Source organism: Kocuria turfanensis (genome assembly GCF_001580365.1).
Taxonomy (GTDB): Bacteria; Actinomycetota; Actinomycetes; order Actinomycetales; family Micrococcaceae; genus Kocuria; species Kocuria turfanensis.
In genome coordinates, this window is the sequence record NZ_CP014480.1 from 1,335,124 (window position 1) to 1,360,841 (window position 25,718).

At 75.1% G+C, this 25,718-nt stretch carries 17 protein-coding genes and 1 pseudogene; 6 read left to right on the forward strand and 12 right to left on the reverse strand.

What is annotated here, in order from left to right; translation table 11 throughout:
- Positions 1–38 precede the first annotated feature (38 nt).
- The 3 genes from menD to AYX06_RS06185 form a co-directional block, all read right to left on the reverse strand.
- Positions 39–1,757 (reverse strand): 2-succinyl-5-enolpyruvyl-6-hydroxy-3-cyclohexene-1-carboxylic-acid synthase, encoded by a 1,719-nt coding sequence (gene menD, locus AYX06_RS06175; protein ID WP_062735022.1) that lies wholly within the window; start codon positions 1,755–1,757, stop codon positions 39–41.
- 82 nt (positions 1,758–1,839) lie between these two features.
- Positions 1,840–4,038, reverse strand: a complete 2,199-nt coding sequence (locus tag AYX06_RS06180) for a PhoX family protein (protein WP_062735023.1) — start codon at positions 4,036–4,038, stop codon at positions 1,840–1,842.
- Positions 4,039–4,304: 266 nt separating this feature from the next.
- On the reverse strand, positions 4,305–5,318 hold the full coding sequence (locus AYX06_RS06185; protein WP_062735024.1) for an o-succinylbenzoate synthase: 1,014 nt from the start codon (positions 5,316–5,318) through the stop codon (positions 4,305–4,307).
- A 120-nt stretch (positions 5,319–5,438) separates the two neighbouring features.
- Here AYX06_RS06185 and AYX06_RS06190 point away from each other — a divergent pair, with 120 nt between their 5' ends.
- Positions 5,439–6,290 carry a phosphatase PAP2 family protein gene (locus tag AYX06_RS06190; protein WP_062735025.1) on the forward strand — a complete coding sequence of 284 codons (852 nt, stop codon included), beginning with the start codon at positions 5,439–5,441 and terminating at the stop codon, positions 6,288–6,290.
- Here AYX06_RS06190 and AYX06_RS06195 read toward each other — a convergent pair.
- Positions 6,223–7,116 carry an MBL fold metallo-hydrolase gene (locus AYX06_RS06195; RefSeq protein WP_062735026.1) on the reverse strand — a complete coding sequence of 298 codons (894 nt, stop codon included), beginning with the start codon at positions 7,114–7,116 and terminating at the stop codon, positions 6,223–6,225. The genes AYX06_RS06190 and AYX06_RS06195 overlap by 68 nt on opposite strands.
- A 40-nt stretch (positions 7,117–7,156) precedes the next feature.
- Here AYX06_RS06195 and gluQRS point away from each other — a divergent pair, with 40 nt between their 5' ends.
- Positions 7,157–8,158: a tRNA glutamyl-Q(34) synthetase GluQRS gene (gene gluQRS, locus AYX06_RS06200; protein ID WP_062736915.1), complete on the forward strand. Its 1,002-nt coding sequence runs from the start codon at positions 7,157–7,159 to the stop codon at positions 8,156–8,158.
- On the opposite strand, the gene aceB is transcribed toward gluQRS, so the two are convergent.
- A complete protein-coding gene (aceB, locus tag AYX06_RS06205) occupies positions 8,080–9,753 on the reverse strand; it encodes a malate synthase A (RefSeq protein ID WP_062736914.1) in 1,674 nt (557 codons plus the stop codon). The genes gluQRS and aceB overlap by 79 nt on opposite strands.
- Before the next feature lie 132 nt (positions 9,754–9,885).
- The gene (gene aceA / locus AYX06_RS06210) at positions 9,886–11,169 is read right to left on the reverse strand and encodes an isocitrate lyase (RefSeq protein ID WP_062735027.1); all 1,284 of its coding nucleotides are present in this window, start codon (positions 11,167–11,169) and stop codon (positions 9,886–9,888) included.
- Between the two features lie 183 nt (positions 11,170–11,352).
- Between aceA and AYX06_RS06215 the strand changes: the two genes are divergently transcribed.
- Both AYX06_RS06215 and putP read left to right on the forward strand, forming a co-directional pair.
- The gene (locus AYX06_RS06215) at positions 11,353–12,834 is read left to right on the forward strand and encodes a helix-turn-helix domain-containing protein (protein ID WP_062735028.1); all 1,482 of its coding nucleotides are present in this window, start codon (positions 11,353–11,355) and stop codon (positions 12,832–12,834) included.
- 151 nt (positions 12,835–12,985) lie between these two features.
- The gene (gene putP / locus AYX06_RS06220; RefSeq protein ID WP_062735029.1) at positions 12,986–14,482 is read left to right on the forward strand and encodes a sodium/proline symporter PutP; all 1,497 of its coding nucleotides are present in this window, start codon (positions 12,986–12,988) and stop codon (positions 14,480–14,482) included.
- 79 nt (positions 14,483–14,561) lie between these two features.
- Here putP and AYX06_RS06225 read toward each other — a convergent pair whose 3' ends face one another.
- From AYX06_RS06225 to AYX06_RS20850, 4 genes and pseudogenes are all read right to left on the reverse strand, one after another.
- On the reverse strand, positions 14,562–15,530 hold the full coding sequence (locus AYX06_RS06225) for an L-lactate dehydrogenase (protein WP_062735030.1): 969 nt from the start codon (positions 15,528–15,530) through the stop codon (positions 14,562–14,564).
- A 177-nt stretch (positions 15,531–15,707) separates the two neighbouring features.
- Positions 15,708–17,708, reverse strand: a complete 2,001-nt coding sequence (locus tag AYX06_RS06230) for a penicillin-binding transpeptidase domain-containing protein (protein WP_062735031.1) — start codon at positions 17,706–17,708, stop codon at positions 15,708–15,710.
- A gap of 241 nt (positions 17,709–17,949) precedes the next feature.
- The gene (locus tag AYX06_RS20400; protein ID WP_062735032.1) at positions 17,950–18,636 is read right to left on the reverse strand and encodes an SLC13 family permease; all 687 of its coding nucleotides are present in this window, start codon (positions 18,634–18,636) and stop codon (positions 17,950–17,952) included.
- A gap of 218 nt (positions 18,637–18,854) precedes the next feature.
- Positions 18,855–19,325 (reverse strand): annotated as a pseudogene (locus AYX06_RS20850) (SLC13 family permease); the annotation flags it as partial.
- A gap of 113 nt (positions 19,326–19,438) precedes the next feature.
- Here AYX06_RS20850 and AYX06_RS06240 point away from each other — a divergent pair.
- Positions 19,439–20,341: a LysR family transcriptional regulator gene (locus AYX06_RS06240; protein WP_062735033.1), complete on the forward strand. Its 903-nt coding sequence runs from the start codon at positions 19,439–19,441 to the stop codon at positions 20,339–20,341.
- A gap of 118 nt (positions 20,342–20,459) precedes the next feature.
- The gene (locus AYX06_RS06245) at positions 20,460–21,557 is read left to right on the forward strand and encodes a tartrate dehydrogenase (protein ID WP_062736916.1); all 1,098 of its coding nucleotides are present in this window, start codon (positions 20,460–20,462) and stop codon (positions 21,555–21,557) included.
- A gap of 239 nt (positions 21,558–21,796) precedes the next feature.
- Here AYX06_RS06245 and AYX06_RS06250 read toward each other — a convergent pair whose 3' ends face one another.
- Together AYX06_RS06250 and hrpB are read right to left on the reverse strand one after the other, a co-directional pair.
- Entirely contained in the window at positions 21,797–22,759 is a 963-nt protein-coding gene (locus tag AYX06_RS06250) for an HpcH/HpaI aldolase/citrate lyase family protein (protein WP_232319403.1), read from the reverse strand.
- Between the two features lie 293 nt (positions 22,760–23,052).
- Positions 23,053–25,692: an ATP-dependent helicase HrpB gene (gene hrpB / locus AYX06_RS06255; protein ID WP_062735034.1), complete on the reverse strand. Its 2,640-nt coding sequence runs from the start codon at positions 25,690–25,692 to the stop codon at positions 23,053–23,055.
- Positions 25,693–25,718 lie beyond the last annotated feature (26 nt).

Below are 25,718 nucleotides of genomic sequence, written 5' to 3' on the forward strand. Positions count from 1 at the left end.
AGGCGCGGGCGCCGCGGCGGGGCGCGGCGGCGGGCGGCTCAGTCCGCGGGAGCGGCCACCGCGGCCCGGATCCGGGCGTGCAGGGCCCGCAGCTCCCGCCGGTCCACCCGCACCTCGAGCACGGAGCGGCCGCGCACGGGCCCGGCGAGCGCCGCGGCGAGCTCCGGCAGGCTGTCGGCCCGCCGGTGCGGGACCCCGTAGCCCGCGCAGAGCGCGTCCAGGCGCGCCTCGTGCGGGGTCCCGAAGAAGCGCTCGACGACGTCGCGGTACTCCTGCTGCTCCCCCAGCGCACCGTGCTCCAGGGTCGCGAAGATCCCGCCGCCGCCGTCGTTGAGCACCAGCACCTGCAGGTCGGGCTCCCGTTCGCCGGCGCCCAGCAGCAGGGAGGAGGCGTCGTGCAGGAAGGTCAGGTCCCCCACGAGGGCGCGGACGGGGCGCCCGGTGCCCAGCGCCACGCCCGCGGCGGTGGCCACCGTCCCGTCGATCCCGGCGAGCCCGCGGTTGGCGACCACCAGCGGGGACGCCGGGCCGGGGCGGGCGGCGAGGTCCAGGTCCCGCACCGGGTTGGAGGACCCGGCGACGAGCACCGCCCCGTCCTGCCGGCAGGCCTCCCACAGCGCGGCGGCCACGGCTGGGCCGGTCGGGCGCCCCGGGGGCTCCGCGGCGAGCAGCCGCGCCACGGCGCCGTCGGCGGCGGCGCCCGCTTCCCGCCAGGCGGCGGCCCAGCCGGGGGCCCCGCGGCCGGTGAAGGCGGCGGCCTCGGCCCAGCTCCCGAGCACGCGCTCGCGCCGGCGCCCCGGGTCGTACCAGGCCACGGGGCCGGGCTGGACGGCGGCGGTGGCCACGTCGGCCCGGGCCAGCAGCGCTGCGACCGGGCGGGAGAGCGTCGGCCGGCCGGCGAGCAGGACCCGCTCGATCCGCCGCCCCAGGGGCGCCTCCAGCAGCAGCCGGTAGGCGCCCACGGCCTGCGGACCGGACCGGGCGTTGGAGGACGGCTCCGCGAACAGCGGCAGCCCGCAGGCCTCGGCGAAGCGGGCGGCGGCCGGGCCCGCGCCGTCCCCGGCGACGACCACGGAGCGGGCCTGCCCCGCGGCCGGGGACGGGGTGACCACGGGTCCGGCGGCGACGGCGCGCGGGCCCGGGTCCGATGCGGTTGCGGTGCGGGCCGCCAGCCGGCGCGCCCGCCCGGCGAGCTCGGCGCCGTCCTCCGGGGCGGGGTGCAGCGGCTCGCGCAGGGCCACGTTGAGCTGGACGGGCCCGGCGGGGCGGGGTCCACCGGGCCCGCGGCCGGCGAGCGCGGCCAGGGGTCCGGCGAGGCGGGTGGGGACGTCGCCGTCCTCGGGCAGGAGGTCGACGGCGGCGCGCACGTGCCCGCCGAAGAGCCCGAGCTGGCGGGTGGTCTGGTTGGCGCCGGTGCCGCGCAGCTCCGGCGGGCGGTCGGCGGAGAGCACGACGAGGGGCACCTCGGCGTGGTCGGCCTCCATGACCGCCGGGAGCAGGTTGCCCACCGCGGTGCCGGAGGTGGTGACCACGCCGGCCGGCCGGCCGGTGGCCCGGGCGATGCCCAGGGCGGTGAAGGCGGCGCCCCGTTCGTCCACGCGCACGTGCACCTCCAGGGCGCCGGCGGCGTGGGCGGCCGCCGCGGCGTAGGCCAGGGGCGCGGAGCGGGAGCCGGGGGCGACGACGAGGTGGCGCATCCCGGCGCCGACGAGCTCCTCGAGGACGGCGCGGGCGGTGGCGAGGGACGGTGTGGTCACAGGAGACCAGGGTAGTCCCGGGAGACGGACGGTCCCCGTCCCGCCGGGCGGCGGAACGGGGACCGTCCGGTGCGGAGGCCGCTCAGTAGGAGCGGGCGGCGGTCCGGGCCGCGGCCTTGGTCTCCGCGGTGGCCTTGCCCTTGTAGCCGCGGTAGCGGGGCCCGCGCTCGCCGTTCTTGCGGCGCCGGCCCGCGTTGCGCTCCCGGCCGGGCCGGTCGGAGATCGCCCCGGGGAACTCGGGCTCCTCGTCGCGGTCCACGGGGAAGACCTGGGCGACGGACGGGCGCGGGAGCGCCCACTCCCCGCCGCCCTGCCGGGTGGGCACGACGTAGTCCGGGAAGTAGGAGCGGGGCTCCTCGAACGAGCCGTCCTCCCCCGGGTGCTGCACGGCCACGTAGACCATCCGCTCGCGGTCGTGGACCACCGGGCCGCAGCACTCGGCGTCCTGGGGGACGGCGAGGAACTGCTCCACGTTCCCGCGCCGGCGCCCGGACAGTCCCACCTTGTACATGCCGTCGTTGTAGCCGATCGTGCCCGGGGCGCCGTCGGTGGTGATCCACAGGTTGCCCGCGGAGTCGAAGGCGAGGTTGTCCGGGCAGGAGATCGGGGAGACCTTCTGCGCCGGGTAGCCGGAGAAGTAGGTCGACGCGTTCTTCGCGGGGTCCCCGGCGACCAGCAGGATGTTCCAGTCGAACTCCAGGGCGGCGGCGCGGTTGTTCCGCTCGGTCAGCTCGATGACGTGCCCGTCGCGGTTCTGGGTGCGGGGGTTGGCCTCGTCCGGGCCGGCCTTCCCGGCGGTACCGCGCTGGGTGTTGTTGGTCAGCGCCACGTAGAGCTTGCCGGTCAGCGGGGACGGCTCGACGTCCTCGGGGCGGTCCATCTTGGTGGCCCCGGCCTGGTCCGCGGCCAGGCGGGTGAAGACCAGAACCTCCTCGACGGACATGCCGTCCACGGCCGACTCGCCGTCCACGACCAGCGGCAGCCACCGGCCGGAGCCGTCGAACGCGCCGTCGGAGGGCAGCCGCCCGGAGCCGTCGATCTCGGCGGCGGTGTCCCCGGTGAACTGCGCGACGTAGAGGTTGCCCTCGGCGAGCAGGGTCATGTTGTGCGCCCGGTCGCCCTCGACGTACTTCTTGGCGGAGACGAACTTGTAGAGGTAGTCGAAGCGCTCGTCGTCGCCGGAGTAGGCGACCACGGTGCCGTCCTCGGCCACCCGCACGTTGGCCCCCTCGTGCTTGAAGCGGCCCAGGCTCGTGTGCTTGACCGGGGTGGAGGACGGGTCCTGCGGGTCGATCTCCACGACCCAGCCGAAGCGGTGCGGCTCGTTCTCGTAGCCGGGCAGGGTCGAGTCGAAGCGGGGGTCCACCTCGTGCCAGCGGCGGCTCGGGTCGTCGGTGGAGATCCCGTAGCGCTTCTGCTCGGCGGAGCCGTTGCCCTTGAAGTACTGGTTGAAGTTCTCCTCCCCGGACAGGACGGTGCCCCAGGGGGTGGTGCCGCCGGCGCAGTTGTTCTGCGTGCCCAGCACCACGGTGCCGGTGGGGTCGTCCCGGGTCTTCAGCAGGTCGGACCCCGCGGCCGGGCCGTCCACCGCGAACGGGGTGCTCAGGGTGATGCGCCGGTTGCGGCTGCCGCCGCGCACGTAGGACCAGGGCCGGCCGGGTCCGGTGCGGGCGATCTCGACGACGGACATCCCGTGCGCGGCCATGGCCACGCGGGCCACGCGCTCCAGGTCCCCGAGCTGGTCGGCCGGGAACATGTTCGCCTCGTTGGTGTACTCGTGGTTGTTCACGAGCACGCCGGTGCGGCCGCCGCGGTCCTGCAGGATGTCCAGATAGTCCGAGTTGTACCCGAACTGGCTCGCCTGCGCCTCGGGGGTCTGCTGCAGCGGGTCGAACTCCGGGGAGTCGGTGAACAGCGGGTCGCCCCAGCGGATGATCGGGGACCAGTCGTAGCCCTCCGGCACGGTGAGGTCGTCGACGGTGTTCGGGACGGGGGCGATCGGGGTGAAGGACAGCCCGGAGCGGCCGCGGCCGTGGGCCTGGGCGGCCTCGGGGGTGGCCCCGACGACACCGACGGTCACGGCCGCCGCGGCGCCCAGCCCGAGCGCGGAGCGACGGGACAGGGCGGCGCTCGCGATGTCCCGGAAGTAGCCGTTGCCGGAGGTGTTGCACTCCGGGCCGGCGCAGGCGTCGCCGCACTTCAGCCGGCAGGTGAGAGGACTGCGCTTGCCGCGGGCGTGGCCCAGCATGGGAAGGAGGGGGCGCTTGGCGATGTCGGTCATGGCTCTCCCAGGGGATCGGTTCCGCGGGGCGACCGCGGGCGGGGAACGGGTGCTCCGCCACTGCACCACCGCCGCGTGAGGCGTGGGGGGTGCCGAGGGAAAGCCCACGTTAACGGGCGGTGACGGCCCGGGGGCGCGACGCGCCGGTCGGGCCCGGAGCCGCCGCTGTGTGACGGCATCCCGCCGGGCCGTTCCGCCGGGCCGTCCTGCCGGACCGTCCTGCCGCAGCGGGACCGGATGCCCCCGGACGCCACGGGCCCCGCCGGTCAGGCCGGAACGGCCCCCGCCGCGCCGGCGTGCACCCGGCGCACCCGCTCCAGCCACCACCGGCGCCGGTCCGCGGGCACCGCCCGGGCCGCCAGCAGACCGGGGTCCGGGACGGCCTCCCGCAGCTCGAGCGCCCCGTCCACCGGGCGCAGCGGCTCGCGCAGGACGTCCTCGCGCATGAGTGAGACCGTGCCCAGCCCGCACGCATAGGGCAGCTCGGGCAGCGCGGCGGCGAGGGCCAGCCCGGCCCGGATGCCCACCGAGGAGTCCAGCGCGGAGCTGACCACGGCGGGCAGCCCGGCCTGCGCCACCACGTCCAGGGCCCGGCGCACCCCGCCGAGCGGGGCGGCCTTGACCACGAGCAGGTCCGCCGCCCCGGCCCGGGCCACCGCCAGGGGATCGCTCTCCTTGCGCACGGACTCGTCGGCGGCCACGAGCACCGGCACGCCGCGGTCGGCGAGCCCCTCCCGCACCGCGGCCAGGCCGGCCACGGTGGGCACGGGCTGCTCCGCGTACGCGAGCCGGTGCTCCCCCAGCCGCTCCAGCGCCGCGAGCGCCGTGGGCACGTCCCACCCGCCGTTGGCGTCCACCCGCAGCTCCGCGTCCGGGAGCAGGGCCCGCACCGCCGCGACGCGGGCGGCGTCGTCGGAGAGGTCCTGGCCGCGCTCGGCGACCTTGACCTTCACGGCGCGCACCCCCGTCCCGAAGCGGCCCAGCACCTCGGGCACCCGGGCCGCCGGCACGGCGGGCACCGTGGCGTTGACCGGGATCCGGGTGCGCCGGGGCGCCGGGAAGCCGTGCCACGCGGCGTCGACCGCGGCGCGCAGCCAGGCGGCGGCCTCGGCGTCCCCGTACTCGGGGAACGGCCCGAACTCGCCCCAGCCGGCCGGCCCGCGCAGCAGCATCGTCTCCCGCACCTCCACCCCCCGGAAGCGCACGCGCATCGGCAGGGCGACGACGTGCGCGTCGTCGAGCAGCTCGTCGAGCGGGGGCAGGGACGCGGGCTCGGTCATGGCCACCAGCCTAGGCGCGGTTCCTCAGCCCGCACTGATCCGCCCGTGGAACAATGAGGGCTCCGCGGGCGCGGACCCGGCCGCACCGGGACGCCCGCCCGCCCGACCACCAGGAGCTCCATGACCACGACCGCCCACCACCGCCCGGCGCCGAGCGTCCTCCAGGCGCTCGCCCACGTGCTCGGCGCCGCCCTGCTGTTCGGCGGCGCCGTGGCGGTGGGCGTCGTGGCGCTGACCACCCCGACCGGCCAGTGGCTCGACGAGCTGGCCCTGCGGCAGGCCACGGGCGCGTTCCCCGGTCTCTCGGACCGGGCCCGGGAGCTGCTCGACCTCCTCCCCTGGGTGGTGGGGGTGGTCTCCGCCGTGTGCCTGGCCGTGCTCGTCGCCCGGTCCCGGCGCCTGGCCCCGGCGCTGACCGGGGCCGCGGTGGTGGTGCTGTCCAACCTCACGGTCCAGCTGCTCAAGCGCGTGCTCGTGGAGAAGCCGGACCTGGGCATCCAGGAGGCGGCCGGCAACTCCTTCCCCTCCGGGCACACGGCCGCCGCGGCCGCCGCCGTGGCGGTGGTGCTGCTGGCCGCGCCGGCCCGGTCCCGCCCGTTCGTGGCCCTGCTCGGGGCCGCGGCGACGACCGCGACCGGGGTCGCGACCCTGCTCAACGGCTGGCACCGGCCCTCCGACGTCGTGGCCTCCCTGCTCGTCGTGGCGGGGTGGGCCGCGCTGGGCGGGCTGGTGCTGCGCGTGACCGGCCCGGTGGAGCGCCCCGTGCCCGGCCGGGGCCTGGTCGCGCTGCTGGCCGTCCTCGGCGCCGGCGCGCTGGCGGCCGGGCTGCTGCCGCTGTGGGCTGCGCTGCGGGTGCCGGGCGGCGGCTGGGCGGCGATGGCCGGCTGCGCGGCGATCCTGGGGGTCAGTCTGCTCGCGGCTGCGGCCCTGGCAGCGCTGCAAGCGCCGCGGTCGCGGCGTCCTCGACCCTGATCCGTTCGAGCCGGTCCAGGAGGATCCGCGCCGCACCGGGGTTGTAGGGCAGGCGGAACATCGAGGCCGTCACCGGCCGCAGGCCCTCGGGCTGCGCGGCGGCGGCCTCGCTCGCGTCCACCCGCTCGATCGCCGTGCGCATGGTCTGCGCCTGCTGGAGCACGAAGCCGCGCTCCACGGGGTGGCCGTGCCCGGGGACGAAGACCCGGTACCGGTCGAGGGCGGCGAGGTGCTCCAGGGCGGTGGCCCAGCCCCGCGGATAGGAGTCGTCGAAGCTGGGGTCGGCGCCCTGCTCCACGATGTCGCCGGTGAACACGACGTCGTCCACGCCCACGCACACGTCGTTGTCGGTGTGCCCGCGCCCGAGCGAGAAGAGCACGGCGCCGCGCTCGCCCAGGTCCACGCGGGTCAGCGCGGGGCGCCGGCCGGTGCCGGGCAGGTGCCGGTTGGGCACCACCAGGCGGGTGTCCGGGCCGTCCGCGGCGGCCATCTCGGGCTCGTGGGTGCCCACGTAGGAGCGCTGGTAGTCGCCGTGCTCCTGGATCGCCTCGGCGCAGGCGCGGTGGGCCCAGAACTCCTCGGCGCCGTCGCGCTGGAACACCGCGTTGCCCATGAAGTGGTCGTAGTGCGCGTGGGTGTTCACCACCGTGAGGGGCAGGTCCGTCAGCGAGCGCACGGCGCCCAGGATCTCCCGGGCCTGGCGGGGGCCGGCGCCGGTGTCGATCACGAGGGCGCGACGGGTCCCGAGCACGAGACCGGAGTTCAGTCTCCAGTTGTCCGTGCTCACGGCGAAGACGCCGTCGCGGAGTTCGTTGATGCGGGCCACCCTGCCAGGGTACCGACCGGCGCTGTCTATCCTGGCACCCATGACCACTTCCTCCCTCGGGCGTGCGTCCGGAGGCGCCGGTCGCTACGCGCCGTCCCCCTCCGGGGACCTGCACCTGGGCAACCTGCGCACGGCCCTGATCGCGTGGGCTGCGGCCCGCTCGAGCGGGCGGCGCTTCGTGCTGCGCGTCGAGGACATCGACCGGGTGCGACCCGGCGCGGCCGGGCAGCAGCTGGCCGACCTCGCCCGTCTCGGACTGGACTGGGACGGCCCGCCGCTGCTGCAGTCCACGCGCGAGACCGCCCACCGTGCCGCGGTCGCGCAGCTCACCGCGGCGGGGCGCACCTACGAGTGCTACTGCACGCGCCGGGAGATCCAGGCGGCGGCGAGCGCCCCGCACGGGGCGCCGGGCGCCTACCCGGGCACGTGCCGGGACCTCGGCGACGCCGAGCGCGCACGCCGCCGCCGCGACCGGCCGCCGGCGGTGCGGTTGCGGGCGGACGTGCGCTCCCGCACGGTCGTGGACCGCTGGGCCGGCCCGTACACGGGTCTGGTCGACGACTTCGTGCTGCTGCGCAACGACGGGCGGCCCGCCTACAACCTCGCGGTGGTCCTGGACGACGCCCACCAGGGCGTGGACCAGGTGGTGCGCGGCGACGACCTGCTGCCCTCGACCCCGCGGCAGGCCTACCTGGCGGCGGTGCTCGGGCTGCCCGAGCCGCAGTGGGCCCACGTGCCGCTCGTGCTCACCCCGGAGGGCCGGCGGCTGGCCAAGCGCGACGGGGCCGTGACCCTCTCCGAGCTCGCCGCGGCGGGCCACGGCGCGGAGGAGGTGCTGGGCTGGCTGGCGGCGTCGCTGGGCCTGCCCGGCCCCGTCCGCACGGCGCAGGACGTCCTCGCCGTCTTCGCCGAGGACGTCCTGCCGCGGGAGCCCTGGGTGGTGGACCCCTCCGGCTGGGCGCCTCAGGCGCGGAGCCGGGACCGGGGACCGGCCTCCTCCGGGGCGTGCGGGTCCTCGGGCTCGGCCAGGAACCGCTCGTAGGCCGGGGTCGTCAGGAACGCCGGGTAGTCGTCGCCCAGCGCGACCTCCTCGAAGATCGAGCGGGCGTCGTCGAAGCGGTCGCCCTCGGCCCGCTCGATCCGCCCGAACTCCTCCTCGACGAGCTCCTGCACCCACTCCCGGGTGATCTCCTCGCCGTGGTCCGTGATCGCCCGGGAGTTCACCCACTGCCAGATCTGGGAGCGGGAGATCTCCGCGGTCGCGGCGTCCTCCATCAGGTTGTGGATGCCGACCGCGCCGTTGCCGCGCAGCCAGGCCTCGATGTAGCGGATCCCGACCTCGATGTTGTTGCGGATCCCGGCCTCGGTGATCTTCCCCTCGGCCGAGGCGATGTCGATGAGCGCCTTGTCGTCGGGCACCACGTCGTCCCGCCGCCGGTCGAGCTGGTTGGGCTTCTCGCCCAGCACCTCGTCGAAGACCTCCCGGCACACGGGCACGAGGTCGGGGTGGGCCACCCAGGAGCCGTCGAAGCCGTCCTGGGCCTCCCGCATTTTGTCGGCCCGCACCTTCTCGATCGCGGCCCGGTTGACCTCCTCGTCGCGGCGGGACGGGATGAACGCGGCCATCCCGCCGATGGCCATGGCCTGCCGGCGGTGGCAGGCCCGCACGAGCTGCTCGGTGTAGGCCCGCATGAACGGCTGGGTCATGGTCACGGCGTTGCGGTCGGGGAGGATGAAGCGGGGCCCCCGGGTGCGGAAGTTCTTGATGATCGAGAAGATGTAGTCCCAGCGTCCGGCGTTGAGCCCCGCGGCGTGCTCGCCGAGCTCCCACAGGATCTCCTCCATCTCGAACGCCGCGGTGATCGTCTCGATCAGGACGGTCGCCCGGATGGTGCCGTGGTCCGCGCCGAGCATGGACTCCGCCCGGGTGAAGATGTCGTGCCACAGCCGCGCCTCGCGGTGGGACTCGGTCTTGGGCAGGTAGAAGTAGGGGCCCAGCCCCAGCTTCTTGAGCCGGCGGGCGTTGTGGAAGAAGTAGAGGCCGAAGTCGACCAGCGCCCCGGCGATGGGCTCGCCCCGCACGGACAGGTGCTTCTCCTCGAGGTGCCACCCGCGGGGCCGCACCACGATCGTCGGATTCGCCCGCGGGTCCTTGTTCTTCAGGGCGTACCGCTTGCCGTCCGGGTTGGTGAACTCGATGGTCCCCTCGAGGGCGTCGATCAGGTTCAGCTGGTTGGTGACCACGTTGGTCCAGTGCGGGGTGTTGGCGTCCTCCATGTCGGCCAGCCACACCTGGGCCCCGGAGTTCAGGGCGTTGATGGTCATCTTCCGCTCGGTGGGCCCCGTGATCTCGACCCGCCGGTCCTCCAGCCCCGGCGGCGGCGGCGGGACCCGCCAGCAGTCGTCCTCGCGGATCTTCGCGGTCTCGGGCAGGAAGGTGGGGTCGGTGCCGCGGGCGATCGCCTTGCGCCGCTCCTCGCGGGCGGCCAGCAGCTCGCGGCGGCGCGGCTCGAACTCGCGGTGCAGGGCCGCCAGGAAGCCCAGCGCGTCGGGGCTGAGCACGCTGTTCTGCCGGGGCACGTGGTGACCGGTGAGGGTCACGCCGTTGATCGTCACGGGATCGCTGGTCATGGTCATCATGGCTGGCTCCTCGCCTGGGGAGTGTCCTGGAAGAGATGGGGTGGGGCGTCCCGTCGGGACGCGGCCGTCGGCGGGTGCGGGGCGGCCGGGGACCCGCTCGGGTCCCCGGCCGCCCCGTCCGCGATCGGCTCAGAACTGGGCGGTCTCCGTGGAGCCGGCCAGCGCCGTGGTGGAGGACTGCGGGTTGAGCACGGTGGAGACCAGGTCGAAGTAGCCGGTGCCCACCTCCCGCTGGTGCCGGGTGGCGGTGTAGCCGCGCTCCTCGGCCGCGAACTCCCGCTCCTGCAGCTCGACGTAGGCGGTCATCTGGTTGCGGGCGTAGCCGTGGGCCAGGTCGAACATCGAGTAGTTCAGCGCGTGGAAGCCGGCGAGGGTGATGAACTGGAACTTGAAGCCCATCGCGCCCAGCTCCCGCTGGAACTTCGCGATCGTGTCGTCGTCCAGGTGCTTCTTCCAGTTGAAGGACGGCGAGCAGTTGTAGGCCAGCATCTGGTCCGGGTGCTCCGCGTGGATGCCCTCGGCGAACTGCTTGGCCAGCTCGAGGTCCGGGGTGCCGGTCTCCATCCACAGCAGGTCGGCGTACGGGGCGTAGGCGTTGCCGCGGGCGATGCACGCCTCCAGTCCGTTGCGCACCTTGTAGTAGCCCTCCGCGGTGCGCTCACCGGTGACGAACGGCTTGTCCCGGTCGTCGACGTCCGAGGTGATCAGGGTGGCCGCCTCCGCGTCGGTGCGGGCGATGATCAGCGAGGGGACGTCGGCGACGTCGGCCGCGAGCCGGGCCGCGCTGAGCGTGCGGACGTGCTGCTGGGTGGGGATGAGCACCTTGCCGCCGAGGTGGCCGCACTTCTTCTCGGAGGCCAGCTGGTCCTCCCAGTGCACGCCGGCGGCGCCGGCCGCGATCATCGACTTCATCAGCTCGTAGGCGTTGAGCGGGCCGCCGAAGCCGGCCTCGGCGTCGGCGACGATCGGGACCAGCCAGTCCTCGACGGTGCGGATGCCCTCCGAGTGCTCGATCTGGTCGGCGCGCATCAGCGCGTTGTTGATCCGCCGCACGACCGCCGGGACGGAGTTGGCGGGGTAGATCGACTGGTCGGGGTAGGTCTGGCCCGCGAGGTTCGCGTCGCCGGCCACCTGCCAGCCGGAGAGGTAGATGGCCTTCAGGCCGGCCTTGACCTGCTGGACGGCCTGGTTGCCGGTCAGGGCGCCCAGCGAGTTGACGAAGTCCTCGGTGTGCAGTTTCTGCCACAGCTGCTCGGCGCCGCGGCGGGCGAGGGTCTGCTCCTCCTGCACGGTGCCGCGCAGGCGGACGACCTCCTCCGCGGAGTACTCGCGGGTGATGTTCTGCCAGCGCGGGTCGGCGTCCCACTCCTGGCGGATCTCGTCGGCGGTCTTGGGGGCGTTGGGGTAGGACATGTCAGCTCCTCGTCGAGTGGTCCACGGTGGTACGGCGGTGGTACGGCGGTGGTGCGAATGGGTTCGTGGGTCTCCCGGAAGTTCGCGTCTTCCTGGTGACACACACCACTGTGCGCCCGGATCAGCCCGGTTGGACCCAGATTTCTCCACGAACTTTCCCGATTCTTCACGTACGATGAAGAAATGACGACCAGTGCGTGGGGCTACGAGCAGCCGGCCTCGGACGAGCAGCCCCGGACCACCGACCTCATCGGCCTCGGCCGGCGCATCCGGTCGCTGCGCAAGGACCGCGGCCTGACCCTGGCCGAGCTCGCCGGGCGCGCCGGCACGGCCACCTCGCAGCTGTCCGTCATCGAGAACGGGCGGCGGGAGCCGCGGCTGAGCCTGCTGCAGCGGCTCGCCGAGGTCCTCGGCACCAGCGTGGACGCGCTGCTCGGGGCCGAGCCCGCCAACCGGCGGGAGGCCCTGGAGATCCGGCTCGAGCGCGCCCAGCGCTCCCCGTTCTACGAGCAGCTGGGCCTGCCGACGGTCCGCGTGAGCTCGGCCCTGTCCACGGAGGTGCTCGAGGCGCTCGTGGCCCTGCAGGACCGCCTGGCCCAGGCGCTGGAGAAGAACTCGGCCACCCCGGAGGAGGCCCGCCGGGCCAACGTGCAGCTGCGCCGGCTGATGCGGGAGCGGGACAACTACTTCCCGGACCTCGAGCAGGCCGCCAAGGAGCTGCTGACCCTGGGCGGGTACTCCTCGGGGCCGGTCTCCAACTCGGTGATCTCGGAGATGGTGGGCAGGCTGGGCTACAGCATCCACCACGTCACCGACCTGCCCCACTCCACCCGCTCGGTCACCGACCTGCTCAACCGGCGGATCTACCTGGTGCAGAGCCCGCGGGCGGACCACGACCCCCGCGCGGTGCTGCTCCAGGCGGTCGGCCACCAGGTGCTGGGCCACGAGCCCCCGAAGGACTACGCCGAGTTCCTGGCCCAGCGGGTGCAGGCGAACTACTTCGCCGCGGCGGTCATGCTGCCCGAGGACCAGACCGTCCCGTTCCTGCTCGAGGCGAAGAAGAACCGCGATCTTTTCCTGGAGGACCTCAAGGACCGGTTCGCCGTCTCGCACGAGACGGCGGGCCACCGCTTCACCAACCTCGCGACCCGCCACCTGGGCGTCCGCACCCACTTCCACAAGGTGCACTCGTCCGGGGTGATCCACAAGGCCTACGAGAACGACGGGCTGGCGTTCCCCACGGACCACACCGGCGCGATCGAGGGGCAGATCTCCTGCCGCAAGTGGTCCGGGCGCACGGTCTTCGACCAGCCCAACCAGTTCACCGCCTTCGCCCAGTACACCGACACCCCCTCCGGCACCTACTGGTGCTCCACCCGCACGGAGCTCTCCGGCCAGGGCACCTTCTCGATCGGCGTGGGCGTGGCCTTCACCGACGCCCGCTGGTTCCGCGGCCGGGACACCCCGCACCGCACCGTCTCCACCTGCCCGGACCCCTCCTGCTGCCGGCGCCCGCCGGAGGACCTGAGCCGGGTCTGGGCCGGCCACGCGTGGCCCAACACCCGGGCGCACTCCCACGTGCTCGCGGCCCTGCCGGAGGGCGCCTTCCCGGGCGTGGACGAGCGCGAGGTGTACGAGTTCCTGCAGGTCCACGACGGCGGCTGAGCCGCCCCGGCCCGGGCCCCCGGCGGTCTGCCTATACCCGTAGTAGCTGGTCACTGGCCGGGAGCACGCGTAATGTGACGTGGGACCTCCGACCCACCCACCCTCCTGGACGCTGCGCACCACCCGGCCGGCGCCGGGCGGAAAGGACGCCATGACCCAAGAGATATCGCAGACGATCGCGATCGTCATCTACTTCGCCGCCATGATCGCGATCGGTCTCTACGCCAACAGCCGGACCAAGAACCTCGACGACTACATGCTCGGCGGGCGCAACCTCAAGCCCGGCGTGGCGGCACTCAGCGCCGGCGCGTCCGACATGTCCGGCTGGCTGCTCCTCGGCCTGCCGGGCGCGGTGTTCCTCTCGGGCCTGGTCGAGGCGTGGATCGCCGTCGGGCTGATCGTCGGCGCGTGGGTGAACTGGAAGTTCGTCGCGCCCCGGCTGCGCTCCTACACCGAGGTCTCGCACAACTCGATCACCATCCCGTCCTTCCTGGACAACCGGCTCAAGGGCGGGACCCGGATGCTGCGCATCGTCTCCGGGCTGATCATCCTGGTGTTCTTCACCTTCTACGTCTCCTCCGGCATGGTCGCCGGCGGGCTCTTCTTCCAGTCCTCCTTCGGCTCGACCTACCACGCCGGGCTGCTGCTGGTCGTGGGCGTCACCATCGCCTACACCCTCTTCGGCGGATTCCTGGGCGCCACGTACACCGACGTGGCCCAGGGCATCCTCATGTTCATCGCCCTGCTCATGGTCCCGGTCGTGGGGATCGTCAACGTCGGGGGCTTCGGTCAGATGGCCGAGAACATCACCGCGGTGAACCCGGACGCCCTCTCCATGGTCTCCGGCGCCACGGCCATCGGCGTGATCTCGGCCCTGGCCTGGGGTCTGGGCTACTTCGGCCAGCCGCACATCATCGTCCGCTTCATGGCCATGCGCTCCCCCGCCGACGCCAAGACCGGCCGCCGGATCGGGCTGACCTGGATGGTGCTCAGCGTCCTCGGGGCGATCGCCACCGCCCTGGTGGGCCTGGCCTACTACGGCAACCGCCCCGACGAGAGCCCGACCGACCCCGAGTCCGTGTTCCTGGACCTCGCCCAGGTCTTCTTCCACCCGGTCGTCGCCGGGTTCGTCCTGGCCGCGGTGCTGGCGGCGATCATGTCCACGGTCTCCTCCCAGCTCATCGTCTCCTCCTCCGCCCTGGTGGAGGACCTGTACAAGCTGACGGTCAAGGAGTCCCCGTCCGAGCGCAAGCAGGTGTGGCTGGGCCGCGCGGGCGTGGCCGCCGTGGCCGTCGTGGCCACCTTCCTGGCCTGGGAGCAGAACAACACGATCCTCGGCCTCGTGGCCTTCGCCTGGGCGGGCTTCGGCGCCTCGTTCGGGCCGATCGTGATCCTGTCCCTGTTCTGGCGCAAGCTCACCAACCTCGGCGCGATCACCGGCATGGCCCTGGGCGCGATCACCGTGTTCGCCTGGACCGTGACCCCGTGGGCCGACCTCTACGAGATCATCCCCGGCTTCATCGTCTCCCTGGTCTCCGCCATGCTGGTCTCGAAGGCCACGTACCGGCGTGACGAGGACGTCGAGCGCGAGTTCGACGACGCCGTGCGCCTCACCCACGCGGCGCAGGACGAGATGGCCCAGCGCTGACCTCCCGCGCTGCACGATCGGGGCCCGTTCCGCCGGAACGGGCCCCGACGCCGTTCCCGGGCCGGTGCCGGCATGCAGGTCAGTACCCGATCGAGGCGAGGGTCTCCCGGATCGCCGCGGCCGAGCGGTGCAGCATGGCCTGCTCCTGCTCGTCCATGGGCACGACCAGGCGTTCGACGACGCCCTGCCGCGCGACGATCGAGGGCACCGACAGGGCGACCCCGCTGATCCCGCGGTAGTCCTCCAGGACCGTGGACACCGGCAGCACGGCGTGCTCGTCGCGCAGCACGGCCTCGGCCACCCGGGTCGCCGCCAGGCCGATCGCGTAGTTGGTGGCGCCCTTGCCCTGGATCACCGTGTACGCCGCGTTGATCGTCCGGTGGGTGATGTCGTCCAGCCGCTCCTCGGTGAAGGGCCGGCGTCCCTCCACCGTCCAGTCCCGCAGCGGGATCTGCCCGATGTTCGCGTTCGACCACAGGGGGAACTCGGTGTCCCCGTGCTCGCCGACGATCGTGGCGTGCACGCTCGTGGTGGACACCCCGCCCTCCTCGGCCAGCAGCCAGCGCAGCCGGGAGGTGTCCAGCACGGTCCCCGAGGCCATCACCCGTCCCGGGGGCAGGCCGGTGAGCTTCTGGGCGATCACCGTGAGCACGTCGCAGGGATTGGTGACCAGCACGTACACGGCCTCGGGCGCCTGCTCCACCAGCCGCGGCATCAGCGACTCCAGGATCCGCGCGTTGGCGCCCGCCAGCTCCATCCGGGTCTGGCCCGGCCGCTGCTTGGCGCCGGCGGTGACGAGGACGAGGTCGGAGCCGGCGAGAACGGCGACGTCGTCGGAGCCGGTCACCCGGGAGCTGGGGGTGAACATGGCCCCGTGGGCGAGGTCCAGCCCCTCGGCACGGACCCGCTCCCCGGCCAGGTCGTAGAGGGCGACCTCCTGGGCGACGCCCTTGATCAGCGCCGCGTAGGCCAGGGACGAGCCGACGGAGCCGGCGCCGACCACGCCGATCTTGGTGCGCGCGGAGGAGATGGGAACGGTCTCGGGCACGGGGAGCTCCTGACGGGGTCGGGGTCTGCGGCGGCGGACGGGACGTCCTCCCCCATCCTGCGCCAGTGGGGCGCGCGCCGGAAGGGCCCGCCCCGCACGGGTCGCCGCCCGCGGCGGCGGGCCGCTCCGTGCCACCGCGGGCCGGCACCTTCCGCGGCCCCCGGCGGGTGCGGGTCCTCAGCCGGTGCGGGCCGCGGAGGCGGCCGCCAGGAAGTCGCGCATCAGCGGCCCGCCGGTGATCGAGCCGAGGCCGCCGTCCTCGACGAAGACCGCGACGGCCAGGTCCTCGTGCCCGGCGATCACCCACGAGTGGGTCCGGGGCGGGTCCTCGTCGCCGAACTCGGCGGTGCCGGTCTTGCCGATCGCGGTGTCCGGCTCCAGCTCCTGCAGCACCTCCAGGTGCCCGGAGGAGACGACGGCCCGCATCATGGTGCGCAGCTGCTCCGCCTCCGGTCCGGCCAGGGGCTCCGCCGGACCGGGCCCGGTCGTGGCGGCGTCGTCGAGCAGGCCCTCGGTGGTGACCAGCCGGGGCGTCACGAGCTCCCCGGCGGCGACCGAGGCCGTGAGGTTCGCCATGGCCAGCGGCGAGACCAGCGTGCGCCCCTGCCCGAACAGGGCCGCGGCGTGCTGGGCCGGGTCCTCCTCGTCCGGGACGGCGCCGGTGAACGCCGGCACCCCGAGGTCCGTCTCCGCGCCGATCCCGAGGGACCCGGCCGCGGTGGCCAGCTCCGCCTGGCTGATCCGCTCGTGCTGGTCCACGAAGGTGGTGTTGCAGGAGTGGGCGATCGCCTCGGTGAGCGAGATGGCGCCGGTGAACTCGGGCGGATACGACTCGACGTTGTCGACCCGCACGCCCGCGGCGGTGGTCGAGGGCGGGCACTGCACCTCCGTGCCGGGCGTGTCCCCCTCGCGGAGCATGCTCAGGGCCGTCACCACCTTGAACGTGGAGCCGGGCGCGTACTGGCCCAGCAGCGCGGTGGAGTAGCCCTCGGAGCCCGGCCCGTTGGCCGACGCGACGACCTCGCCCGTGGAGGGCCGGACCGCCACGATCGCGGACGGGGACTCGATGTCGGCCAGGAGTTCCTCGGCGGTGGCCTGGAGCCCGCGGTCCAGGCTCACCGCGACCGGTTCGCCGGCCTGCGCGGGGACCTCGAACAGCGGCTCGCCGGCGGAGGCCTGCACGCCGTCGGCGCCGGGCACGACCTCCTCGACCACCACGCCGGGGGCGCCGCGCAGCCGGTCGTCGAAGCGCTCCTGCAGGCCGCCGCGGCCGACCAGCGCACCGCTCGCCAGGTCGCCGCCGGAGGCCTCCAGGTCCTCGGCGGCGGCCGGGGACACGCTGCCCAGCAGGTCGGCGGCGAAGCCGCGGGAGGGTGCCAGCGGCAGCTCGTCCTCGACCACGAGCAGCCCCGGGACGGCCTCCATCTGCTGCGCGTCCAGTTCCCGGAAGTCCTCCAGCCGCAGCGGGACGGCCTCGACGAACGCCTCGGGCCCGGCCTGCTCGACGGCCTCGGCGTAGGCGTCGGCGTCGATGTCCACGGCCGCGGCCAGCCGGCGGGCCGCCGCGGCCGGCTCCGCGCCGTCGAGCTGGGACCGGTCGATCCCGACCCGGCGGATCGGGCGCTCCGTCACCAGGGTCTGCCCGTCCGCGCCGAGGATGTCCCCCCGGTCGGCGGCCACGGTCCGGGCGCGCAGGGCCTCGCCCTCCTCCAGCCCCGGCTGCACCACGCGGGCGGACCACTCGGGGACCCACTCCCCGCCCTCCGAGCGGACCAGGGGGAGCACCGCGTCGTACGCCCAGTCCCGGTCCGTGCCCGGCAGGTCCCAGGACCAGGCCAGGGTGGCCTCCCGCCGGTCCTCCTGCCCGGTGTCCTCCACCGCCGTGACCTCGACCGACGCGGTGGCCTCGCCCAGCCCGGCGGTGGTCTCCTCGTACTGCTGCTGGGCGAAGGGCCCGGCGACGGGGCCGAAGCCCAGGTCCTCGACGCTGCCCGCGGTCAGTGCCGCGGCGACCCGCTCGGCGCTCCCGCGCCCGTCGTCGGCGCTGAGCGCCGAGCAGCCGGAGGCCAGGAGCCCGGCGCTCAGCGCGAGGGAGACGGCCGCGGCCCGGCGGGGGGCCGGACCCGGCGCGGCGGGTCGCGGAGCGGGGCGGACGGTGGAGGACTGGTCGGTGCGCACCCGCCCAATCTAGCGGGGCGGTCCCGCCCGGGAGCCGACATGTGCCGCAGTGACACCGCGGCGCCCGCCCGCGGGGGCACGCACCGGGCCCGCGCGGCGTCATCGGGCCGACCGCCGCGGACCCCCGGCGGCCCCGGGTCCTCCGCGCGACCGGTCCTCCGCGCGACCGGTCCTCCGCGCGACCGGTCCTCCGCGCGACCGGGCGCGCGGAGGACCGGTGGGCGGCACGGTGCGCCGGGTGTCATCCGCCGAGGCCGACCGCGGCGATCATGACGCGGACGATGCTGACGATCAGGACGACTCCGAGGACGTCGAAGACGATGCCGGTGCGGATCATGCGGATGATGGGCACCGCGCCGGTGCCGTAGACGATGGCGTTCTGCGGGGTGGAGACCGGGAGCATGAACCCGAAGGAGGCGGCGAAGGTCGCGGCCATCGCGGGCACGAACGGGTCCACGCCGATGGCCTGGCACAGCGGGATGACGATCGGGACGATCACCGCCGCCGAGGCGGTGTTGGAGGTCGTCTCGGAGATGAGCACGGCCGGCACGGCGGAGAACACGGTGATCGCCACGACGTTGGTGATGTTGAGGTTCTCCGAGGCCCCGGTGCCGATGCTCTCCGCCAGGCCGGTGTCGGCCAGCAGGGACCCGAAGATGATGCCGGTGCCGAAGAGGACGATGGTGCCCCAGTCGATCTTCGCGGCATCGGACCAGGTCAGCGTGGCCTCGCGCTTTCCCCAGTCGGTGGGCAGCACGAACAGCAGGGAGGCGCCGAGCACGGCCACGATCCCCTCGTCGAGGCGGTCGTCGAGGAAGATGTAGGCGGCGGTCTCGGTGCCGCCGAACTGGCTGGCGAGGGCCGGCAGCAGCCACAGGGTGACGGTGATCCCGAAGGCGACCAGGGTGTTCTTCTCCGCCCGGGACATCCCTCCCCTGCGCCGCGCGGTGCTCGCGGATGTACTCCTCCACGCCCACGGAGGCGCCGTAGGCGAGCATCAGCAGCAGCGCCGCCCCGATCCGCAGGCGCAGGGGGGTCGAAGTCGGCCTTCACCACCCCGCGGTCCTGCATCATCTCGGCGATGACGGCCAGGATGCCCAGGGCGGTGGGCATCAGCATGGCCACCGTGGCCGTGTTGGGGACGAAGGCCGAGAGCAGGCAGGTGACCAGGCCGAAGGCGATGACGATCCGGTAGGTGGACGTCCCGACCCCGGGCAGGGAGAGCACCGCCAGCGCCAGCGGCTGGGCGATGCCGTGTTTGAGCATGGCCTGGGCCAGGACGAACGCGCCGATGAAGGTGAAGATCGTGGTCGAGCCGAACGGCGCCAGGATGTCGGAGGCCGGGGCGACCCCATCACCACGACGGCGGCCACGCCCATGAGGCCGCCGATCGGGATGGGCACCGGCTCGCAGATCCACAGGATGATCACGCCGAGCAGCATCGCAGCCAGCAGGTGCTGGGTGCGGTCCAGGTTCAGCGGCAGCAGCGCGAAGATGATCGCGACGCCGAGGGCGAGGGACAGATCGGTGCTCTGGCGGGTGCGGGCTGCTGGGTCTGCACGGTCCTGGTCCCTCCTCGTCGGGATGGCACCACCATGCGCCTGTGACTTGTGTCACGCCCGAGGTGTGCTGTCTACTACGCCGATAGGCGGAAACAATGGGTGACGGAACGGCCCGGCGGCAGGGCGCCGGGCCGCGCCTCCCACCCCGGCCCCCGGAGGGAGGAGCGGATGGACGTCCGGCAGCTGAGGTACTTCCTGGCGGTGGTCGACCACGGCGGCTTCACCCGTGCGGCGGAGCACCTGCTGATCGCCCAGCCGTCGCTGTCGCAGACCGTCAAGGGGCTGGAGCGGGAGCTGGGCGTGCCGCTGTTCCACCGGATCGGCCGGCGGGTGGTGCTCAGCGAGGCCGGCGAGGAGCTCGTGGGCCCCGCCCGGGTCGTGCTCCGGGACCTCGAGGCCGCCCGGGCCGCCGTCGACGACCTGCGCGGGGTGCGCAGCGGCCGGCTGGACGTGGTGGCGATGCCCTCCCCGGGGGTGGAGCCGCTCACGTCGATGATCGCCGCCTACGCACGGTCCCATCCAGCCGTGACGGTCGACGTCGAGGCGGCGTTCACCCCCGAGGAGGTGACCGGCGCGGTGCGCACGGGCCGGGCCGAGATCGGGATCCTGGGCTCGGACCGACCGTTCCGCTCCGCCGAGGTCGACGTCCGGCACCTGGAGCAGCAGCCGCTCGTGCTCATCGTCAGTCCGCGGGCGGACACCTTCGCCGCCGGGAACGCCGTCCGGCGGGAGGAGCTCGACGGGCACCGGGTCGTGGTCTCCCAGCGCGGCTCCCTGATGCGGTGGCTCGTCGACGACGCCCTGGCCGCCGGGATCCGCATCGACATCGCCGCGGAGGTCGCCCACCGCACCTCCGTCCTGCCCCTGGTCCTCGCCGGGGTCGGACACGCCGTCCTGCCCTCCTCCTGGACGCCCCTGGCGCGGCAGATGGGCCTGCGCGTGGTCCGGATCGAACCGGTCACCGCGCTGCACGTGGCGGTCGTGAGCCGCCCGGCCGACCTGACCCCTGCCGCCCGGGCGTTCCTCGCCGTCGCCGAGCAGCACGCGACGGCCCCGTCCGGGCCGGCATAGGCGCCGGCTATCCGAGGGATACGATCCCGGTCTTGGACCGCAGGGGCCCGTGCCCGGTCTACTGGTGCACGACGCCGCGGCACCGGGCGGCGACCCCACGGACAAGGAGAGCACCAGCATGGCCGAGCACCAGGTCTTCACGATCGCCTCGATCCCCGCCGACGGGGTCGGCCAGGAGGTGGTCGCCGCCGGCCGCACGGTCCTGGACGCGCTGGCCGAGCAGTCGAAGGGCGCCTTCTCCTTCGAGTGGACCGAGTTCCCCTGGGGCTCCGCGTACTACGCCGAGCACGGGGTGCTGATGCCCGCCGACGGGCTGGAGACCCTGAAGCCCTTCGACGCCATCTACTTCGGGGCCGTGGGCTGGGAGAACGTCCCCGACCACGTGTCCCTGTGGGAGCTGCGGCTGAACATCACCCAGAACTTCGACCAGTGGGCCAACATCCGCCCGGTGCGCTTCCTGCCCGGGGTGGTCTCCCCCCTGCGCACGGCCGAGGACACCGAGCTGGACTGGGTCGTGGTCCGGGAGAACAGCGAGGGCGAGTACGCCGGGCTGGGCGGGCGCAACCTCTCCGGCCGCGGTCCCGGCAACGAGGTCGCCGTCCAGTCCTCCCTGTTCACCGAGAAGGGGTGCGAGCGGATCATCCGCTTCGCCTTCGACCTGGCCCGCACCCGCACGGTGCGGAAGGTCTCCAGCGTCACCAAGTCCAACGCCCAGCAGTACGGCATGGTGCTCTGGGACGAGGTCTTCGCCCGCGTGGCCGAGGACTACCCCGACGTGGCCACGGAGTCGGTGCTGGTGGACGCGATGAGCGCCAAGTTCGTGCTGCGCCCCGAGGACCTCTCGGTGGTGGTGGCCTCCAACCTCAACGCCGACATCCTCTCCGACCTCGGCTCCGCGCTGGCCGGCAGCCTCGGCCTGGCCGCCAGCGCCAACCTCAACGCGGAGCGCCGCTTCCCGTCGATGTTCGAGCCCGTCCACGGCTCCGCCCCGGACATCGCCGGTCAGGGGATCGCCAACCCGATCGGGGCCATCGCCAGCGCGGCCCTGATGCTCGACCACTTCGGCCTGCACGCCGAGGCCCGCCGGCTCGAGGCCGCGATCGAGGCCACCACCGCCGCCGGCCACCTCACCCGGGACATCGGCGGCACCGCCGACACCGCCGAGATCACCCAGGCGGTCGTCGAGGCTCTGGCGGCGTCCCTGACCTCCGCCTGACCCATGGCGCCCGCGGCGCAGTGGGCATCGCGGCGCGGTGGGCATCGCGGCGGTCCCGCCCCGCCGGGACGCCGGCCTGGGGCCGGCCCGCGCGCGGCGCTGGCCGGCCGCGGGAGGACGGGACAGCAGAAGGACCGGGGGGTGCCGTGTCTGCGCGGCGCCCCCCGGTCCCTCGGACGCGCGGCAGGGGGTGCGCCGCCGCGCGCGGACGGGCCGGTGGCCGGCCCCTCACCACCGGGTCAGCAGTGGTACGTGTCGGTCGGCGCCTCGAAGTGGACGTCGTAGCCCTCGGGCACGCTCAGGCCGAAGGCCCCGGCGAGACCGAGGATCTTCCGGGCCCGGGCGAGCCGGGGCAGGTCGGAGCCGTTGCGGATCTCCCCGCCGTCGGCGTCGAACTCCTGCAGGAACTCGGTGGCCCAGGACAGCTCGGACAGGGAGGGGCTCAGGCCCTCGTTGACCGTGGCCGCCTGCTCGGGCATCAGGCACAGCTTGCCGGTCATGCCGAACTCCAGGGTCACGGCCGTCGCCTCGGCCAGCTTCGGGCCGAGCGCCCCGACCGCGGGGCCGTCGATGGGCCCGGGCAGGTTGGCCGCCCGGGAGGCGATGGTGAACTGCGAGCGCGTGTACGCCAGCGTCATGGGGTTCTCGCCGAAGCCCGTGTCGCGGCGGAAGTCGCCGAGGCCGAACCCGAGCCGGTAGGTGGAGCGGGCGCCGGCGATGGCCTGCAGGTGCTGCACCCCGCGGGCGGTCTCGACGAGCGCGACGATCCTCGTGTCCTTGAGCAGCTCCGCGGTGCGGGTCACGTGCTCGGGCGACTCGACCATGGCCAGCATCACCCCGTCGAGGCCGCCGACCCCGGCGAGAGCCCGGAGGTCGTCCTCCCACCACTGCGTGCCGAAGCCGTTGACGCGCACCCAGGCGTGCTGCTGCACCCCGCGCTCGTCCCGGGCGTCCAGCCAGCTGATCACGTTGCGGCGGGCGCGCTCCTTGTCCTTGGGCGCCACGGAGTCCTCGATGTCCAGGACGACGACGTCGGCCGCGCTCCCCGCCGCGACCGCGAAGCGCTCGGCCTGGGCGCCGTTGACGAGCAGCCAGGAGCGGGCGAGCTCCGGGCCGACCGCCGGCGCGGCGACCTGGGGAGCCAGCGGCGAGGAGGAGGTGGTCGAGGTCGTCGTGGTGGACTCGATCGAGGTGGCAGTCATGAGTGCGTACCCATTCCGTGTGGCGCAGCGTGCTGCGGTGCGACAAGCGAGCCGGGGCGCCCGAGCCGGGGAGGTCGGGGGCTGCCCGGCGGAACCGTGACCGGTGGCGGTCCCGCGGGAACGATGGCGTCGCGGGGGTCCGTCCGGTGCGTGCCTCGGGCCGGGGGTCGCGGAGTGGGCGAGCCGGTCCGTGCGCGCTGGATCGACGCGCTCGGCAGGTGCGGTGGCCCCACCATAACGCAGATCACACGGCGGCGCCAACCGCGCGGCTCAGGCCCGGCGCGTCGTGCCGCTCAGGCCCGGCGCGTCGTGCGGGCCGTGGCCGCCGCGGACCACGGGTCCTCGGGCCACGGGTGCTTGGGGTAGCGCCCGCGCATCTCGGCCCGCACCTGCCGGTAGGGACCGGACCAGAACGAGGCGAGGTCGTCGGTGACCGCCAGGGGCCGCCCGGCCGGGGAGAGCAGGTGGAACAGCACCGGTGCCCGCCCGCCGGCGACCGCGGGCGTCTCCGCCCAGCCGAAGCACTCCTGCAGCTTCACCGCCACCACGGGCCGGCCCGCGGGGTCGTCGGCCGCCGGGTAGTCGATCCGGACCCGCGACCCGCTGGCCACGGTGAGGCGCTCGGGGGCGAGCTCGTCGAGGCGTCCGGCCTCCGGCCACGGGAGGAGCCGGCGCAGGGCCCCGGCGAGGTCCACGGGCCCGCCGGCGGCGAGGGCGTCCAGCTCGGGGGCGAGCCACTCGTCGAGCCGGGCCCGGAGGGCGTCGTCGGAGACGTCCGGCCAGGGGGCGCCGAGCCGGTGGTGCAGCAGGGCGAGCCGGCGCCGGAGCCCGTCCGCCGCCCCGGACCAGGCGAGCAGGCCCGGGCCGTGCTCGGCCAGGGCCGCCCGCACGGCCTCGCGGGCCGCCGCGGGGGCCGGTCGCACGGGGGTGGCGGAGAGCCGGATCGCCCCGAGGGCGCGGATCCGGCGAGCGCTCACCCGCCCGCCGTCGTACCGGGTGTCCACCGCGTCGGTGAGCAGGTGCTCGGCGCACCGCTCGGCGGTCTCCCGGTCGAGGGCGGCGGCGGCCCGGACGACCGCGCCCGTGCCGGCGGCGGCCCGCCCGGCGGCGCGGGTGGCCTCCGCGACGGCCAGCCACTCGTGGGCGGCCAGCGGGCTGCCCTCCGGGAGGCCCGCCCGGGTGCCGGAGGCGAGCAGCCAGGTGCCGCCCGACCGGTGGGCGATCCGCTCCGGGAAGGCCAGGGCGAGCACCGCGCCGGGCACCAGCTCGGGGGGCACGGGCTCGGCGGGCACGGGCTCGGCGGGCACCGGCGCGGGGCGCTGCGCCCGGGACCGGTCGCGGCTCCCGGCGTCGCCGGCCCGGACGGTCCCGGCGTCTCCGGCGCCCGCCTCGCGGGCGGCGCGGCGGAGCCGGTCCGTCTCCTCGGCCCACCGCGGGGCGCCCGGGGCGCGCCCCGAGCGCAGCCCGGCCAGCAGCCGGGCCAGGTCGCCGTCCGGGGCCCGGTGGTCGTCGGCGAGGGCCGCCACGACCTCGGCGGCGGCCCGCTCCCCCACGAGGCGGGACCCGGCCAGCAGGCCGCGGGCGAGCCGGGGGTCGGCCGGCACCCGGGCGAGCGCGCGGCCGGCGGCGGTGGCCCGGCCCTCGGCGTCGACCGCGCCGAGCCCGCGCAGCGCTGCCTCCGCCTCGGCGCGGGCGGTGGGCGGGAGCGGATCGGGCAGGGCCAGGCCGCGCCCGCCCGGGGAGCCCCAGCAGGCCAGCAGCAGGGCGGCGCCGGTGAGGTCGGCGGCGGCGACCTCCGGGGTGCCGTGGGCGGGCATCGCCGTCCACGTGCGCTCGTCGTAGCAGCGCACCACGGTGCCGGGCCCGAGCCGGGCCGCGCGCCCGGCCCGCTGCTCGGCGGAGGCGCGGGAGGCGGCGACCGTGACGAGCCCGGTCATCCCGCGGGCCGCGTCCCGGCGGGGCTCCCGGGCGAGCCCGGAGTCCACGACCAGGCGCACGCCCGGGACGGTGAGGGAGGATTCCGCCAGGGCGGTGGCCACGACCGCGCGCGGGGGCCCGCCGGGCGCGCGCCCGGCGGTCGCGCGGTCCTGCTCCGCGGCCCCGGCCCGCCCGTGCAGCTCGAGGACCTCGGTGCCGGGGGCCTGCTCCCGCAGCCGGCGGGCGACCTGGGCGACCTCCCACGCGCCCGGGAGGAAGACCAGGGCGTCGGTGCCGGGGTCCGCGGTCAGGGCCCGGGCGTGGGCGGCGGCCGCGGTGCGGGCGAGGTGGTCGAGGAACTCCGGGCGCACACCGCGCTCGTCGGTGCGCCGGCCGGGGCCCGGGGCCCACTCGACGCCCAGCGGGTGCAGGACGGCGGGACTGTCGACGACGGGCGCCGGTCCGTCCCGGCCGAGCAGGGCCGCGAAGCGGGCGGCGTCCACGGTCGCGGACATCGCCGCGAGCACGAGGTCCTCCCGCAGCTCGCGCAGCTCGGCGAGCATCCCGACGAGCAGGTCCGTCTCGAGGCCGCGCTCGTGGACCTCGTCCAGGACCACGGCGCCGGTGCCGGGCAGCTCGGGGTCCTGCAGCAGGCGGCGCAGCAGGATCCCGGGGGTGACGAACTCCACGAGCGTGCCGGGCCCGGTCCGCCGGTCCCCGCGCACGGTGTGGCCCACGAGCCCGCCGACGCGGGTGCCCGCGAGGACGGCGAGGCGCCGGGCGGCGGCGCGGGCGGCGACCCGGCGCGGCTGGGTGACGACCACCCGCGCGGGGCCGGTCCCGCGCTCGTGCAGCAGCGCGGCCACCAGCGGCGGCACGAGGGTGGTCTTGCCGGACCCGGGCGGGGCCTGGACCACGGCGGCGCCGCCGGCCAGGGCCGCGCGCAGGGCGCCGGCGGCCCCGGCCACCGGCAGGCCGGCGCCGATGGCGTCGAGGTCGAAGGGTGCAGGACTCACGCCCCCAGTGTGGCACCGCGGCCGGG

What these genes read in the sequence shown, in the direction of transcription:
- AYX06_RS06245 (WP_062736916.1), top strand. Translation starts at nt 20,460, where the DNA reads ATGGCCGAGCACCAGGTCTTCACGATCGCCTCGATCCCCGCCGACGGG.
- AYX06_RS06180 (WP_062735023.1), bottom strand. Translation starts at nt 4,038, where the DNA reads ATGACCGACATCGCCAAGCGCCCCCTCCTTCCCATGCTGGGCCACGCC.
- AYX06_RS06240 (WP_062735033.1), top strand. Translation starts at nt 19,439, where the DNA reads ATGGACGTCCGGCAGCTGAGGTACTTCCTGGCGGTGGTCGACCACGGC.
- aceA (WP_062735027.1), bottom strand. Translation starts at nt 11,169, where the DNA reads ATGTCCTACCCCAACGCCCCCAAGACCGCCGACGAGATCCGCCAGGAG.
- aceB (WP_062736914.1), bottom strand. Translation starts at nt 9,753, where the DNA reads ATGACCATGACCAGCGATCCCGTGACGATCAACGGCGTGACCCTCACC.
- putP (WP_062735029.1), top strand. Translation starts at nt 12,986, where the DNA reads ATGACCCAAGAGATATCGCAGACGATCGCGATCGTCATCTACTTCGCC.
- gluQRS (WP_062736915.1), top strand. Translation starts at nt 7,157, where the DNA reads ATGACCACTTCCTCCCTCGGGCGTGCGTCCGGAGGCGCCGGTCGCTAC.
- AYX06_RS06190 (WP_062735025.1), top strand. Translation starts at nt 5,439, where the DNA reads ATGACCACGACCGCCCACCACCGCCCGGCGCCGAGCGTCCTCCAGGCG.
- AYX06_RS20400 (WP_062735032.1), bottom strand. Translation starts at nt 18,636, where the DNA reads ATGTCCCGGGCGGAGAAGAACACCCTGGTCGCCTTCGGGATCACCGTC.
- AYX06_RS06215 (WP_062735028.1), top strand. Translation starts at nt 11,353, where the DNA reads ATGACGACCAGTGCGTGGGGCTACGAGCAGCCGGCCTCGGACGAGCAG.
- AYX06_RS06250 (WP_232319403.1), bottom strand. Translation starts at nt 22,759, where the DNA reads ATGACTGCCACCTCGATCGAGTCCACCACGACGACCTCGACCACCTCC.
- AYX06_RS06185 (WP_062735024.1), bottom strand. Translation starts at nt 5,318, where the DNA reads ATGACCGAGCCCGCGTCCCTGCCCCCGCTCGACGAGCTGCTCGACGAC.